This is a genomic window from Streptomyces sp. NPDC091281 (genome assembly GCF_044757425.1).
Lineage (GTDB): Bacteria > Actinomycetota > Actinomycetes > Streptomycetales > Streptomycetaceae > Streptomyces.
The window spans coordinates 415,486-429,452 of the sequence record NZ_JBIVUY010000002.1 but is presented as its reverse complement, the minus strand read 5'-3'; the positions used below and the strand labels follow the sequence as shown (position 1 = coordinate 429,452).

At 72.6% G+C, this 13,967-nt stretch carries 11 protein-coding genes; 5 read left to right on the top strand and 6 right to left on the bottom strand.

What is annotated here, in order from left to right; translation table 11 throughout:
- Positions 1 to 85 precede the first annotated feature (85 nt).
- A complete protein-coding gene (locus ACIQPQ_RS06435; RefSeq protein ID WP_401300440.1) occupies positions 86 to 1,099 on the bottom strand; it encodes an ABC transporter substrate-binding protein in 1,014 nt (337 codons plus the stop codon).
- A 75-nt stretch (positions 1,100 to 1,174) separates the two neighbouring features.
- Positions 1,175 to 3,145, bottom strand: coding sequence for an SIP domain-containing protein (locus tag ACIQPQ_RS06430; RefSeq protein WP_401300437.1), 1,971 nt, complete (start codon positions 3,143 to 3,145; stop codon positions 1,175 to 1,177).
- Positions 3,146 to 3,302: 157 nt separating this feature from the next.
- On the opposite strand from ACIQPQ_RS06430, the gene ACIQPQ_RS06425 reads away from it, so the two are divergent.
- Positions 3,303 to 5,201: a helix-turn-helix domain-containing protein gene (locus ACIQPQ_RS06425; RefSeq protein WP_401300435.1), complete on the top strand. Its 1,899-nt coding sequence runs from the start codon at positions 3,303 to 3,305 to the stop codon at positions 5,199 to 5,201.
- 3 nt (positions 5,202 to 5,204) lie between these two features.
- Here the strand turns inward: ACIQPQ_RS06425 and ACIQPQ_RS06420 are convergent, their stop codons facing one another.
- Positions 5,205 to 7,385, bottom strand: a complete 2,181-nt coding sequence (locus ACIQPQ_RS06420) for a DEAD/DEAH box helicase (protein WP_401300432.1) — start codon at positions 7,383 to 7,385, stop codon at positions 5,205 to 5,207.
- A gap of 109 nt (positions 7,386 to 7,494) precedes the next feature.
- Between ACIQPQ_RS06420 and ACIQPQ_RS06415 the strand changes: the two genes are divergently transcribed.
- The gene (locus ACIQPQ_RS06415) at positions 7,495 to 7,770 is read left to right on the top strand and encodes a hypothetical protein (RefSeq protein WP_356409374.1); all 276 of its coding nucleotides are present in this window, start codon (positions 7,495 to 7,497) and stop codon (positions 7,768 to 7,770) included.
- Positions 7,767 to 8,174 (top strand): PIN domain-containing protein, encoded by a 408-nt coding sequence (locus ACIQPQ_RS06410; RefSeq protein WP_401300429.1) that lies wholly within the window; start codon positions 7,767 to 7,769, stop codon positions 8,172 to 8,174. Before ACIQPQ_RS06415 ends, ACIQPQ_RS06410 begins: the two co-directional genes overlap by 4 nt.
- A 190-nt stretch (positions 8,175 to 8,364) precedes the next feature.
- Here the strand turns inward: ACIQPQ_RS06410 and ychF are convergent, their stop codons facing one another.
- Positions 8,365 to 9,453, bottom strand: a complete 1,089-nt coding sequence (gene ychF, locus ACIQPQ_RS06405) for a redox-regulated ATPase YchF (protein WP_401300426.1) — start codon at positions 9,451 to 9,453, stop codon at positions 8,365 to 8,367.
- A gap of 328 nt (positions 9,454 to 9,781) precedes the next feature.
- Here ychF and ACIQPQ_RS06400 point away from each other — a divergent pair, with 328 nt between their 5' ends.
- Entirely contained in the window at positions 9,782 to 10,342 is a 561-nt protein-coding gene (locus ACIQPQ_RS06400; RefSeq protein ID WP_401300423.1) for a DUF6542 domain-containing protein, read from the top strand.
- A gap of 22 nt (positions 10,343 to 10,364) precedes the next feature.
- On the opposite strand, the gene ppgK is transcribed toward ACIQPQ_RS06400, so the two are convergent.
- Positions 10,365 to 11,114, bottom strand: a complete 750-nt coding sequence (gene ppgK / locus ACIQPQ_RS06395) for a polyphosphate--glucose phosphotransferase (RefSeq protein ID WP_383780162.1) — start codon at positions 11,112 to 11,114, stop codon at positions 10,365 to 10,367.
- 106 nt (positions 11,115 to 11,220) lie between these two features.
- Complete coding sequence (locus ACIQPQ_RS06390) at positions 11,221 to 12,237, bottom strand: 4-hydroxy-3-methylbut-2-enyl diphosphate reductase (protein ID WP_401300420.1); 1,017 nt, start codon at positions 12,235 to 12,237, stop codon at positions 11,221 to 11,223.
- A 139-nt stretch (positions 12,238 to 12,376) separates the two neighbouring features.
- Between ACIQPQ_RS06390 and ACIQPQ_RS06385 the strand changes: the two genes are divergently transcribed.
- Positions 12,377 to 13,762: an APC family permease gene (locus tag ACIQPQ_RS06385; protein WP_401300417.1), complete on the top strand. Its 1,386-nt coding sequence runs from the start codon at positions 12,377 to 12,379 to the stop codon at positions 13,760 to 13,762.
- Positions 13,763 to 13,967: the final 205 nt, after the last annotated feature.

Genomic DNA, 13,967 nt, shown 5'->3' with positions numbered 1-13,967 from the left:
GGTGGTCACTTTCGCCGCGGTCGTCACTTTCGCCGTGGTCGTCACTTTCGTCGTGGGTGCGGGGACCGCGTCGGCGTCGGGGTTCTCACCGCGTGGAGAGCTTCGCCAGGGCGCTGTCGAGCGAGTCCAGGTACCGCAGGACGGGCCCGTAGGAGTTGTTGCCGGGGCAGAAGACGCCGAGCGCGCGACCGGAGGTCACGGTCGGCAGCGTCTTCCAGGTATTGGTCTTGGTGACCGGCACGAACGGCTCGGTCGGACGGCCCTCGGCATCGACCGGGTAGGTGATCACGTCGTACGAGGACAGCTCGGCGATCTGCTCGAACGGCAGGGACTCGTACGCCAGGGGGTCCTTGCCCTCGGCGGCCTGGGGCAGGTCGAGGCCGATGTCGTCGCGGGCGATCTCGGAGCAGCCGATGTCCGCGATGTAGAACGTGCCGGGGTCGCTCCAGTCGCCGCGGGAGACGTCGACGAACTTCGTGCCGTCGACGGTCTTGCCGTAGGCCTGCTTGATCTTGGCGACCTTCTTCTCGAACTCCGCCTTCTGGCGGCCGAGTTCGTCCGTGACGGCACCGGCGGTGGCGATCTCGCCGGCGAAGGCCTTCCACTCCGTGTCGAGTCCCCAGAGCACCGTCGGGGCGATCGACTCCAGCCGCTTGCCGACCTTGTCCCAGTCGTTCGCGTGGAACTGGACCAGGATCAGGTCCGGTCGGAGAGCGGCGAGCTTCTCCAGGTCCACGTCACCGCCGCTGCTGCCGACGACCTCGGCCGCCTCGTACGCGGCCTTCTGTTCCTGCGGCAGGACGGCGAGTTCGGAGTCGGACACCTCGGTGACGCCCACCGGCTTGCCGCCGAGATCGATGAAGGGGAGGTTCGTGTTGCCGATCGTGACGATCCGCCGGGGGGCGGCGGGAATCTTCACGGTGCCGTTCTCGGCCTCGACGGTGCGGGTCTTGGCGGACGTGTCACCGCCGGTCGCGGCGGCCTTGCCACCGGACCCGTCGCCGTCGCCGTCGCTGCCGCAGGCGGTGAGGAGGAGCGACGCGCTCATCAGCGCGGCCGCGACGGCCGTACCGCGTCTCGTTCTCAGGGTGTTGCTCATGGTGGTGTTTCTTTCTCTTCTGCCCCGGGCGGAGGGCCGGCCGGGAGGGAGGTGAGTCGGGGGGGGTGGCGGGGATCAGTCGGTGGCGGCGGGGCGGACGAGTTCGTGGACGATGGCGCCCAGGCCGACGGTCCGCTCCGACCGGCGCGTCAGGCCCGCCCGTACGACGACGGCGTCCAGCTCGGCCGCGGTACGGAGGCCGGAGCCGTGGCAGACCAGGCCGAGCAGGTCGTCCTCGCCGTCGTGCTCGTCCAGGCCCTCGGTGTCGAAGACCTCCTCGACCAGCAGCACCCGTCCGCCGGGGGCCAGGTTCTCGGCCGCCCGGCGCAGCGCGTGAGCGGCGTCCGCGTCCGGCAGCGCCTTCAGGGCGCGGCTGACGAGTACGGCGTCGGCGGCCGGACCGGGCTCGAAGACGGACTGCTCCCGCACGCCGACGCGGGCGCGCTGCCGCTCGTCGGGGATCGTGGCGGGCAGGTCGCGGCACAGCCAGTCGGCCTGCGCGGGCAGGGCGCAGATCGTCACGCGCAGGTCCGGGTGGGCGGCGACGTACTCGCGGGCGTGCGCGCCCGCGCCACCGGAGTGGATCACCAGATGGCGGACGCCCGTGAGCAGGTCGGACGCGGCGATCGGCGCGGCGAGCGCGGGCTGGAACTTCGCCAGGCGCTCCAGGTGGCGGTCCTCGTAGTCCTGCTCGGCCCGCACCTCCGCGAAGTCCTGGCCGGTGACGGAGGCGTAGGCGGCGCGGCCGGTGCGGACCGACTCGGTGAGTCCGTACAGCCCGAGCGTCTCGCGGCCGACGACGCCGGTGGGGTGGAGCCGGTCGGCGATGAAGTCGAGCGTGAGGACGTCACCGACGGGAGTCAGGGCGTAGCGGCCCGGCCCGGTCTCGGTCACCACGTCGAGGGTGTGCAGGTAGCGCAGCAGCTTGCCCAGGGCGCGCTCGTCGGCGCCCGCCTTCGCGGCCAGGTCGGCCGTGCCGGTCACGCCGCGGGAGAGCAGGTCGGGAACGCCCAGCTCGACGGCGGTACGGATCGCGAGCGGCGCGACCAGCCCGGTCAGGTCGTGGAGCCTCTGGAACGGGGTGACCGTCCGCTCCGGATCGGGCACCGCCCCGTCGCTGTCCAGGGCGACGACCGCCGAGCGGCGCCAGTAGCCGGTGAAGTCGATGTCGTCCTTGGGGACGCCGCGGTCCTCGACGAGGTGGCGGCGGATGTCCCGGACCGCCGTGTGCTCCCCGGCCAGCCACACGAACGGCTGCCCCGGCCACCAGCGGGCGGCGCGGACGGCGTCGGTGAGCGGCGACGCCGTGGGGTGGACGGGGTCGGTGGGCTGCGCCCCCGTGGCGCGGACTGAGTCGGTGGGCGGTGCCCCCGTGGCGTCGACGGCCTCGGTGGGCGGTGCCCCCGTCCCGGCCGTCAGGGGGGCGGAGCGGACCAGCCACGTCACCTCCACCCCGGGCAGCGCGCGCAGTTCCTGGCGGTGGGCGTCCTCGGCGACCTCGATAAAGACCTGCGCCCGCGCGTCGGACGGCAGCGCGTCCAGCAGGCGGCCGATCGCCGGGAGCGCGGTGTCGTCGCCCGCGACGAGCCACCAGTCCGCGCCGACCGGGAACGCCTTCGACGTACGCGGGCCGCTGAGGTGCGTCCGGTCCCCCGGCTGGGCGCGATAGGCCCAGGTCGTTCCCACGCCCACCCCGTGCCGGACGAAGTCCACGTCCAGCTCGCCGGTCCCGGGGTCCCAGCGGCGGACCGTGTACGCCCTCGACAGCGGCCGGGGCCCCTTGGGCACGATCAGCTTCGCCTCGCCCTGGACGGGGAGCACCGGGTCGCTCTGCCCCGGGTGGGGGAAGTAGAGCGCGATGTCGTCGTCGAAGCCGTCGGAGGCGAAGCCGGGCCGCGCGAAGCCGTTCGCCGTGGTGAAGGCGCCCACCTGCGCGCCGCCCAGCGTGATCCGCCGCATCCCCGGGGTGACGTCGGTGATCCGGACCACCTCGACCGCACGCAGGGTCGGCGGGTGCACGGTGAGCCGGCGCGAGGTCTTGGGCATACGGGAACCGGGCTTTCTCGTCACGGGAAGAGGGGTCTGGAGGAGAGGGAGGGAGCCGCGCTCCGGCATCGGGAGGCGCGCACTCCGGTAAGGTTAGGGCAACCTTACTTCCTGCGGTGTGCGCAGACTGCCGTGCGGTTAGGACTACGGTGGGTGCATGGCCCTGCCCTCCTCCCCCGCCGCATCCGGCGGCCCCCCGGCGATTCCGGGCGCGCGCTGGAGCCCCACGGACGCGCCCGTCCGCCCCCTGCTGCTGTGGGTACGCACCGGCACGGCCCACGTACGTCTTGACGACGGGCCGACGCTTCACCTCGGGGCGGGCGAAGGCGTCTGGATTCCGGCGGACGGCCCGGTGGGCCCGTCCGCAGGCGACCGGGGCGGGACCTCCGCGGACCGTCAGGCACGGCGGACGATCGTCACCGAGCCGGGCACGGTCGCCTTCCCGCTGTCCCCCCACCCCGGCGTCGGCGCCCGGGGACTGCCGGAACTGACGCGGTTCGACGTCCCCGGCGACTGGCAGGACTGGCTGATCCAGCTCTTCAACCTCCAGGTCACACCGTTCAACGACCACGGATACTCCCCCGAGGCGCTCGCGGAACTGCTCCGGCGCCCCGGCACGCGCCCGCCGAAACCGAAGCCGACGCCGAAGCCGACGGCGCTCGGCGAGAACGCGGGGCCGGGTCGGGGGCCGGGTCTGGACCTGGACGGGGGGCTGGACCTGGACCGGGGGCTGGATCTGGGTCTGCGTGGGGGCCTGGGGCCTGCTTCTCGTCCAGGTCCGGTTCCGGAGGGTTTCGCCTCGCCCGTGATGCCGCGGACCCGCGGCGCCCGAGCCGTCGCCGAGGAGCTGATGCACGACCCCGCGCTCGACCTCACCGTCGAACGCTGGGCGGCGCGCGTGCTCTCCAGCGCGCGTACCCTCCGCCGGGACTTCCTCGCCGACACCGGGCTCACCTTCGAACAGTGGCGGCTGCACTGCCGGCTCGGCGCCGCCGTGGAGTTCCTCGCCGCCGGCTACGACGTGGACCAGGTGGCCGCCCTGGTGGGCTTCGCCAGCCGCAACGGGCTCACCCGCGCGTTCAAGGGCCGGTTCGGCTTGACCCCGCACGAGTTCGGGCGGAGGTTCGCCGCCCGACCCGGCTCCGGCGGGCTGACCCGCCGGGCGACGGCGGCACGGCAGACCGACGACCTGCTCCGGATGATGCGCGAGACGGACCCACCCGCCGCGCCCGAGATGCTGCCCCCGGCCAGCACCCCGTCACACACCAACGACGTCCACGTCCTCAGCTGGATGTACCGGGGCAGCGGATACCTGGACATCGGCGACCGGCGCCACGAGCGGGAGCGAGGCGTGGCGACCTGGATTCCGGCGAAGCTGGAACACGTCACCGGGCTCCGCGAGAACTCCGTCTCCCTGCCCCTGGGCAACGCGAGCACCGCCGACCTCCATCTGACCGCGCCGCTGCAAGTACGGTTCTCACCCGCGTGGGACGACTACCTGATGTTCTGCTCGATCAGCGCCCGCTCCCCGCTGCGCCCCGACGACCACGACCCGCGCCACATCCTCGACCTGTTCGCGGAACAGGTCGCCGCGCGACGGGCCCTGTCGGTACCGATGCCCACCGACCCCCGCGCGCGTGCCGTCGCCCTGGACTGCCTGCGCCGCATCGGCGAACCCGGCGGAACACACGACACCGAGACCGCCGGACCGCAGGACACCGGGACCGGCGTGAGGCAGGACGCCGGGGCCGACGGGCCGCAGGACGCCGGACCCGGCGGGAGGCACGACGCCGCGGCCGACGGGCCGCACGACCCCGACCTCCGCGCCGAGATCCACCGCGCCTTCCGCGAGGAGACAGGCATGACGCTCGCCCGCTGGCGCTACGCCGCCCGTATGCGCGTAGCGCGCGACCTGCTCGCCGGAGGCGCCCCGCCCAGCACCGTCGCCCGCCGCACCGGCTACGCCCACCTCCCCACCTTCAGCACCGCCTTCTCCCGCTTCCACGGCCTCTCCCCCCGCGCCTACCAGGAACGCGAGACGACCGAGGACCGCTGAGAGTCACTCGGCCGACGCGGGCCGCTCGTCCGTCATCCCCAGGCGCGCCTGCTCCTCCTCCACGATCCGACGTGCCAGCTCGGTGTCCGACACGTCGACCGCGTCCGGGGTGGCTTCGGCCACGGCGCTGCGGCGGGCGTAGGCGTCGAACAGGCGCGTCTTGGTCTCCAGCATCTTCACCATGCGTTCGTCCACGCCGCCGGTCGCGAGGAGACGGTGCACCTGAACCGGCCTGACCTGGCCCATCCGGTGGGCGCGGGCCACCGCCTGATGTTCGAGGGTCGGCTTGATCTGGGGTTCGCAGAGCACGACGACGGAGGCGGCTTGCATGTTGAGGCCGACGCCCGCCGCCTGGATCTGCCCGAGGAGCACCGCCGGGCCCTCGGCACCGGCGAAGGCGTCGACGATCTCCTGGCGGCGCTGGGCGGGGACGCCGCCGGTCAGCGGACCGAAGACCGGCGCGGCCCCCGGGGTTCCGGCCGCCAGGGCCTCCTCCACCACCCCCAGTACGTCCTTGAAGTAGGAGAAGACCACCGTCTTCTGCCCGTTCTCGCCGGCCTCCTGGACGATCTCCCGGAGCCGGTGCAGCTTGGCCGACGTCTCGGGGCGCACGTACGCGGCCCTGCGCATGGCCATGAAGTTGCCCGCGCGCACGGCCTCGCGGTACGCCTCCTCGTCCGAGGCGCTCAACTCCTCCCACGCGTCGGTCTGCTGAAGGCTCGGGAGTTCCGTCAGCACGTCCTCCTGGTTGCGCCGCAGGTAGACGGGGGCCACGGCCTTGCGGAAGGCGACCGACCCGGCCAGCGCGTCCCGTTCACCGAGGGAGTCCGCGACGGTGCCGTCGAGCATCCGGACCAGGTTGCGGAACTCCCCGACCCGGTTCTCCATCGGGGTTCCGGTCATGAAGAGGCCGCGCGCACAACGCTCCGCCCACAGGGCGACCGACTGGGACCGCTTGGCCTTCGGGTTCTTCACATGGTGCGCTTCGTCGACGACGAGGAGACCGACCTCCCCGCCGCCCGGCGCCGGGAACCCGCGCAGTGCGTCGAACGTGGTCACCGCCACGCCGCCCCGCCCCTTCCAGTCGGCGAACGCGTCGTGCCGGTCCGGGCCGTGGAGCACCATGACGCGCAGGGTGCTGCGGGCCTCGATCTCCCGGGTCCAGTTCACGAGAACGCTCGCCGGGCAGACGACCACGAAGTGGCTCTGCCCCTCGGCCGCCAGGTGGGCGAGGACGGCGATTGCCTGGATGGTCTTCCCGAGGCCCATCTCGTCGCCGAGTATCACCTTGCGCTGCGCGAGCGCGAAGCGCGCGCCGAACGCCTGGTAGCCGCGCAGGGAGATCCGCCGGTGCGTGTCGTCGAGATGCTGGGTCCGTACCCGCTCCGCGATCTCGTCCGGGAGAAAGCCCTCCGCGGCGGCCGCGTCGGGCTGCCGCCCGGAGATCTCGGCGAGGAGGCTGTAGTACTCGGCGGAGCGCAGTTCGAAGTCCACCCAGGCGGCGACGTCGGACGAGACCCCCCGGAGCAGATCCACCGAAGCCTGCGCGAACAGCTCGGGCAGACCGGCCCGCTCCGCCTCGTCCACCAGCGCCCGGATCCCGGCGACCGCCTCCCCCGCGCGCGCCCTCTTCTCCCGGCCGGCCAGCAGCATCCGGACCCTCCCGGCGGCGGGCCCGGCATCGACGAGCAGCGGCCCGAGCCGTTCCGCCAGCTCGGTGGCCTTGTCGACCGCGCGCCGGGCCTCCGGTCCGGCCTCCACCAGGACGTGCAGGGCCATGACGAGCGCGGTGGTGCGCGGTTCCGGCCGGTCCACGTCGACGTGGACGGCGACGGTCTCGTGTACGGCCTCGGAGAGCCTGCGGGCGGCGGCAAGCATCTGGTCGACGGTGCGCTGCCCGACACCCGGAATCTGCCGCAGCCGGTAGGGGCCCGCGTCGAGGACGCTCCCCACGGTCCGCAGCCCGCTCTTCTCAACGCTCCCCAGCCGCAGCCGCCCTTCGGTGACGTCCTGCAACCGGGCCACAGGAATGGCGCCCAGCTCCCGCGCGACCGCCGCATCATGCAGCGGCTTCAGCGCCGCCCTGGCCGCCTCCACCGCCCGCGCATGATCACCGACCAGCCCCCGCACCACCTCACACAGCCGCGCCCCCCGCGCAACCACCTCCCGCTCCCCACGCCCCACACTCCCCACCCCTCTCCGCCCGATCCCCGCATCCTCCCACCACCGCTGCCGCGTACTGGCTACGTCGCATTCCACCCGATGTAATAGTTCCTGTACTAGACTGGCCCCTATGAAGTCACCCCGTCCCGGCGGCACGGAGAACATCTCCGTGTCGATGCCCTCGGAACTCCTCGGTGCCCTGCGGACCCGCACCGGCAAGCGCGGCGTGTCCGCGTACGTGACGGCGGCGGTCCGGCATCAGCTCGCCATGGACGGCCTCGCCGAGATCGTGGCCGCCTACGAAGCCGAGCACGAGCCACTGAGCGAGGCCGAAATCCAAGCCGCGCAGAGCGAACTGTTCGGTGACGCACCGGCTCCCTACGCGTCGAACGACAGCGCCGCGTGAAGGAGCCCGCGGCCAGGTCCCTGATTCTGGACTCCGAGGCATTGTCGCTGCTGCTGCGCAACGACCGCCAGACGATCACCCGGATCGAGGCCGCTCGGCGCGTTGGCGTGCCCGTCCTCGTATCAGCCCTGACGGTGGTGGAAGCCGTCCACGGGAAGACGGACACGGCTCGTCTGCGCTGGCTCCTCTCCCGTCTTCAGGTCCAGGACGTCACCCGGGCGGACAGCCTCACCGCGGTGCGGTTGCTGGCCGACGCCGGTGGCCTGCACGGCCACAAGTACGCCATCGACGCCCTCGTCGCCGCGATGGCGCTCCGCTCCCCCGCCCCCGTCCTGGTACTGACCTCGGACCGCGACGACTGGTCGAACCTGTGCGGCGACCGCGTACAGACCAAGGACGTGTGAAGCGTCGCGCGCCCACCTGAGGCTCATCATCCGCACCCCGCTCTCCATCCCGCGGCGGCGACGACCTCGATCCCTTCCCCGGCCGCGAAACCCAGCGCGGGCCTCTCAGCCCAAAGGCCCGACTCCGAAGAGTCGGGCCCTCTCTGATCTGCGCGCTTGTCAGATCAGCGACGTGGTGATGCGTCAGCGGCTACACATTGAACCTGAACTCCACCACATCCCCGTCCTGCATCACATACTCCTTGCCCTCCATCCGTGCCTTCCCCTTCGCGCGGGCTTCCGCGACCGAGCCGGTTTCGACCAGGTCGGTGAAGGAGATGACCTCGGCCTTGATGAAGCCCTTCTGGAAGTCGGTGTGGATGACGCCGGCCGCCTCGGGGGCCGTGGCGCCCTTTTTGATGGTCCAGGCGCGGGATTCCTTCGGGCCTGCCGTGAGGTAGGTCTGGAGGCCGAGGGTGTCGAAGCCGACGCGGGCGAGGGTGGCGAGGCCGGGTTCCTCGGCGCCGACCGACTCCAGGAGTTCCATGGCGTCCGCCTCGTCCAGCTCGGCGAGGTCCGCCTCCAGCTTGGCGTTGAGGAAGATCGCCTCCGCGGGGGCGACGAGGGCGCGCTGGGCGTCCTTGAAGTCCTCGTCGACCAGTTCGTCCTCGTCGACGTTGAAGACGTACAGGAACGGCTTGGTGGTGAGGAGGTGCAGGTCGTGGAGGAGTTCGTTGCGCTCGGTGCCCTGGACGATGCCGTGCGAGAAGAGGGTCTCGCCCTTCTCCAGGATCTCCTTGGCCTCCTCGACCGCCTTCACCTTCGTGGCGATGTCCTTCTTGATCCGCGATTCCTTCTGGAGGCGCGGCAGGACCTTTTCGACGGTCTGGAGGTCGGCGAGGATCAGCTCGGTGTTGATCGTCTCGATGTCGTCCTTCGGGGAGACCTTGCCGTCGACGTGGACGACGTTCTCGTCCTTGAAGGCGCGGATGACCTGGCAGATCGCGTCGGACTCGCGGATGTTCGCGAGGAACTTGTTGCCCAGGCCCTCGCCCTCGCTCGCGCCCCGCACGATGCCCGCGATGTCGACGAAGTCGACCGTCGCCGGGAGGATGCGCTGCGAGCTGAAGATGTCGGCCAGCTTCGTCAGGCGGGCGTCGGGGACGCCGACGACGCCGACGTTGGGCTCGATCGTGGCGAACGGGTAGTTGGCCGCCAGCACGTCGTTCTTGGTCAGGGCGTTGAACAGGGTCGACTTGCCGACATTCGGCAGACCGACGATTCCGATCGTGAGCGACACGTTGCGACTTCCCGTAGTGAGAGGGCCAGGGGGCCAGAGGGCTGGCCGATCCCACAGTTTACGGCGTGCGCGCGACCGGCCCGGCGGGCCCGTCGAACGCATGGCCAACGGCGTCCCACCGGCGTGTCTCCTCCCCCGCTGGGCACATAAACCGACCTAAGTTGGTCGGATGGAGCACCACGGGACGCGTCCGCCGCAGGACGGAGGCACTGTCCGGCGATCGGAGCGGACGGAGCAGGCGGAACGGACGGAGCGGGTGGAGCAACGGGAGAGGGTGGGGAGAGGGGGGCGCGCGGTGGGGCGGGGCGGGCCGGTCGCGGTGGGGCGGGTGCCCCGGCCCGCCCGGACGGTTGGCGGGGCCCGCCCGGCCGCGCCGCGGGGCGGCGGGTTGCGGGGCGGCGGGCGGCGGCTGCCCGAGCCCCGTCTGACGGGTCTCGGCGGCGGCCTCTTCTGCGGCGCCCTCATGCTCGCCCTCGGCTGGCTGGACCGGCTGCTGCTGGGCTCCTCGCAGACGGTCTACGGCGTGCTCTTCCTGCCGGTGTGCCTGCTCACGGCGCTGTGGGTGCGCCGGGCGGAGCTGCTGTCGGCGCCCGTCGTCGTCCCGATCGCGTTCGCGGTCGGCATCCTGCCGCTGGCGCAGGACGGCGACGGGTTCGGGGCCCGGCTGATGGCCCTGGTCACCGCGCTCGCCACCCAGGCGGGGTGGCTGTACGGGGGGACGCTCGTCGCCGTCCTGACGGTGCTGGTGCGGGGGATGCGGCGCGCCGTCGCGCGCAGACGGCGCGAGCGGCGGCACCAGCTGGCCCCGCAGGCCCACCAGCAGGAAGGGCGGACGCGGTCGTCAGGGGGGCGGGGGCCGCAGCAGGCGCAGGGGCCCCGGAGCCGGTAGGGGGAAGCGGGGCGGACGGGAGCTACTCGCTCTCCTTCGCCGCCCTCATCGCGGCGCCGACGATGCCCGCGTTGTTCTGGAGCTGCGCGGGGACGATCTCCGCCTTGATGCCCTCGATGTGGTGAAGGAACTTCTCGGACTTGCGGCTGACGCCGCCGCCGATGATGAACAGTTCCGGCGAGAACAGCATCTCCACGTGGGCCAGGTACTTCTGCACGCGGTGCGCCCAGTGCTCCCAGGTGAGGTCGCCGTCCTCCTTGGCCTTGCTGGAGGCGCGCTTCTCCGCATCGTGGCCGTGCAGCTCCAGGTGGCCCAGCTCGGTGTTGGGCAGGAGGACGCCGTCGACGAAGACGGCGCTGCCGATGCCGGTGCCGAACGTGAGCAGGATGACCGTCCCGCTGCGGTCGCGGCCCGCGCCGAAGGCGATCTCGGCGACACCGGCGGCGTCCGCGTCGTTGACCACGGTCACCGGGAGGCCGCCCAGGCGCTCCCGGAACAGGGCGCGGGCGTCCTTGTCGATCCAGCTCTTGTCGACGTTGGCCGCCGTGCGGATGTGGGAGCCGCCGGTGACGACGCCGGGGAAGGTGAGGCCCACCGGGCCCGACCAGCCGTAGTGCTCGACGACCTCCTTCACGCCGTCGGCCACGGCCTCGGGCGTCGCCGGGTGCGGGGTGAGCACCTTGAAGCGCTCCTCCGCGAGGTCACCCCTGTCCAGGTCCACCGGGGCACCCTTGATCCCGGAACCGCCGATGTCCACACCGAAGATCTGCATGGCACCACGTTACGACGGCGGACTGACAGTCACACAGTCGCGTGCCCCGGAGGCCGGGGGCACGCGGCCCGCGCGGACCGGCTCAGGGCCGCCCGCGCGGACCGGCTCAGGCCTCGGCGGCGCCGCTCCCGCCGCGCTCGGCGGCCAGCGCGGCCGCCTCCTCGCGCAGGTCGCGGCGGAGCTCCTTGGGCAGCGAGAACGTGATGTGCTCGTCGGCCGTCTTGACCAGCTCCACGTCGGCGTAGCCGCGCTCGGCGAGCCAGGCGAGGACCTCCTCGACGAGGACCTCGGGGACGGAGGCGCCGGAGGTGACCCCGACGGTGGTGACGCCGTCCAGCCAGGCCTCGTCGGCCTCGCTGGCGAAGTCCACCAGGTACGCCTCGCGCGCGCCCGCGAGCTTGGCGACCTCGACGAGCCGGACCGAGTTGGACGAGTTGCGGGAGCCGACCACGATCACCAGGTCGGCCTCGGCGCCCATCTGCTTCACCGCGAGCTGACGGTTCTGCGTGGCGTAGCAGATGTCGTCGCTGGGCGGCGAGATCAGCTGGGGGAACTTCTCCTTGAGGGCGTCGACCGTCTCCATCGTCTCGTCGACGGAGAGGGTGGTCTGGGAGAGCCAGACGACCTTCGACTCGTCGCGGACCTCGACCTTGGCGACGTCCGCGGGGCCGTCGACGAGCTGGATGTGCTCGGGGGCCTCCCCGGAGGTGCCGATGACCTCCTCGTGGCCCTCGTGCCCGATGAGGAGGATGTCGTAGTCGTCGTTGGCGAAGCGGACGGCTTCCTTGTGGACCTTGGTGACCAGCGGGCAGGTCGCGTCGATGGTGGCGAGCCGGCCGCGCGCGGCCTCCTCGTGGACGACGGGGGCGACGCCGTGCGCCGAGAACATCACGATGTTCCCGGGCGGCACCTCCTCCGTGCGTTCGACGAAGACGGCGCCCTTCTTCTCCAGGGTCTGCACGACGTACTTGTTGTGGACGATCTCGTGGCGGACGTAGACGGGAGCGCCGTACTGCTCCAGGGCTTTCTCGACGGCGATCACGGCGCGGTCCACGCCCGCGCAGTAGCCCCGGGGGGCGGCGAGCAGGACACGGCGGCCAGGCGAAGCGGTCATGCCTCCCATCGTAAGGCCGCGTTCGGCGGGTCAAAGATCGCGCACCGCCCGCGCGCGTGGGGACACTGACGGTGAGCTGCGCGGGCGCGGGCCGGAGGCCGTGCGGCACGGGCGCGCGCGGGACGCGCGTGAGGGATCGGAGGCACGGATGTCCGAGACGGACGCGTCCACGCGCGCGGACGGCGCGGAGCGGGGGCTGCGGCGCAGCCTGGGCTTCCGTGACCTGGTGGTCTACGGGCTGCTGTTCATCGCCCCGATGGCCCCGGTGGGCGTGTTCGGCACGCTGGACGCCAAGTCGCACGGGGCGGTGGCGCTGGTCTACGTCGTCGCGACGGTGGCGATGGCGTTCACCGCGTTCAGCTACGCGCAGATGGTGCGGGTGGCGCCGCAGGCGGGCTCGGTGTTCGCCTACGCGCGCGTGGGGCTCGGCCGGGGCGCCGGGTTCGTCGCGGGGTGGATGGCGATGCTCGACTACGTCCTCATCCCGGCCGTCGCCTATCTGTTCTCCGGGATCGCCATGAACGCCCTGGTCCCCGAGGTGTCCCGCTGGGTGTGGACGGCGCTCGCGGTGGTCGTGACGACGCTGCTGAACCTGTGGGGCGTACGGGCCGCCGCGCGCGTGGGGTTCCTGGTGCTGGCGATGGAGATCGTCGTCCTGGTGGTGTTCGTGGTCGCGGCGGTCGTGGTGCTCGCGCGCGACGGCGCGGAGCGGGGCTGGCTGTCGCCGTTCTCGGGGGACGGCTCGCAGGGCGCGTTCGCGCTGTCGGCGGTCCTGGGCGCGGTGTCGGTGGCGGTCCTGTCGTATCTGGGCTTCGACGCGATCGCCTCGTTCGCGGAGGAGGTCACCGGGGGTTCGGCGAAGGTGGCGCGCGCGTTGCTGTTCTGTCTGGCCGTGGCGGGCGTGCTGTTCGTGGCGCAGACGTATCTGGCGGCGCTCCTGGAGCCGGTCGCGTCGGCGGAGCTGGCGGCCGATCCGGAGAAGCAGGGGTCCGCGTTCTACGACGCCGTGGACGCGTCGGTCGGGACGTGGCTGCACGACCTGGTGGCCGTCAGCAAGGCGATCGGGGCGGCGTTCGCGGCGCTGGCCGGGCAGGCGGCGGCCGGGCGGCTGCTGTTCGCCATGGGGCGCGACCGGCGGCTGCCGGGGGTGCTGGCCCGTACGGACGACGGGGTGCCGCGCGTGGCGCTGCTGTGCTCGGCGGTGGTGACGCTGGTGGCGGCGGTGTGGGCGGCCCGGCGGGACGACGGGCTGGACCGGCTGGTGTCGGTGGTGGACGTGGGCGCGCTGACCGCGTTCACGCTGCTGCACGCGAGCGTGGTGGGCTGGTTCGTGGTGCGGCGGGCGGGCGGTCCGGTGGTGTGGTGGCGGCATCTCGTGGCACCGGTGCTCGGGGCGGCGATCACGGTCGCGGTGATCGTGGAGGCGTCCGGAACGGCGCAGGTGGTGGGCGCGGTGTGGCTGGCGGTGGGGCTGGGGGTGCTGGTGGTCCAGCGGGGGCGGGAGCCGGAGCGGGGGCGGGGGTCCGGCGGCTGAGCGGCGGTCCGGCCGTCCGGCCGCACAGTCCGGCCGCTCGTCGGGCTGGTCCGGCCGCTCGTCCGGCTCCGGCTCCGGTTCCGGTCCCGCCTGTGGACGACTCCGGCTCTCCGGTTCCTCCGGCTTCTCCGGCTTCTCCGGCTTCTCCGGCTTCTCCGGCTGCGGAGTTGTCCACAGGTGGGGCGTCGTGGGAACGGCGTTGTCG

What these genes read in the sequence shown, in the direction of transcription:
- ACIQPQ_RS06385 (WP_401300417.1), top strand. Translation starts at nt 12,377, where the DNA reads ATGTCCGAGACGGACGCGTCCACGCGCGCGGACGGCGCGGAGCGGGGG.
- ACIQPQ_RS06415 (WP_356409374.1), top strand. Translation starts at nt 7,495, where the DNA reads ATGAAGTCACCCCGTCCCGGCGGCACGGAGAACATCTCCGTGTCGATG.
- ACIQPQ_RS06435 (WP_401300440.1), bottom strand. Translation starts at nt 1,099, where the DNA reads ATGAGCAACACCCTGAGAACGAGACGCGGTACGGCCGTCGCGGCCGCG.
- ACIQPQ_RS06425 (WP_401300435.1), top strand. Translation starts at nt 3,303, where the DNA reads ATGGCCCTGCCCTCCTCCCCCGCCGCATCCGGCGGCCCCCCGGCGATT.
- ACIQPQ_RS06430 (WP_401300437.1), bottom strand. Translation starts at nt 3,145, where the DNA reads ATGCCCAAGACCTCGCGCCGGCTCACCGTGCACCCGCCGACCCTGCGT.
- ppgK (WP_383780162.1), bottom strand. Translation starts at nt 11,114, where the DNA reads ATGCAGATCTTCGGTGTGGACATCGGCGGTTCCGGGATCAAGGGTGCC.
- ACIQPQ_RS06390 (WP_401300420.1), bottom strand. Translation starts at nt 12,237, where the DNA reads ATGGGAGGCATGACCGCTTCGCCTGGCCGCCGTGTCCTGCTCGCCGCC.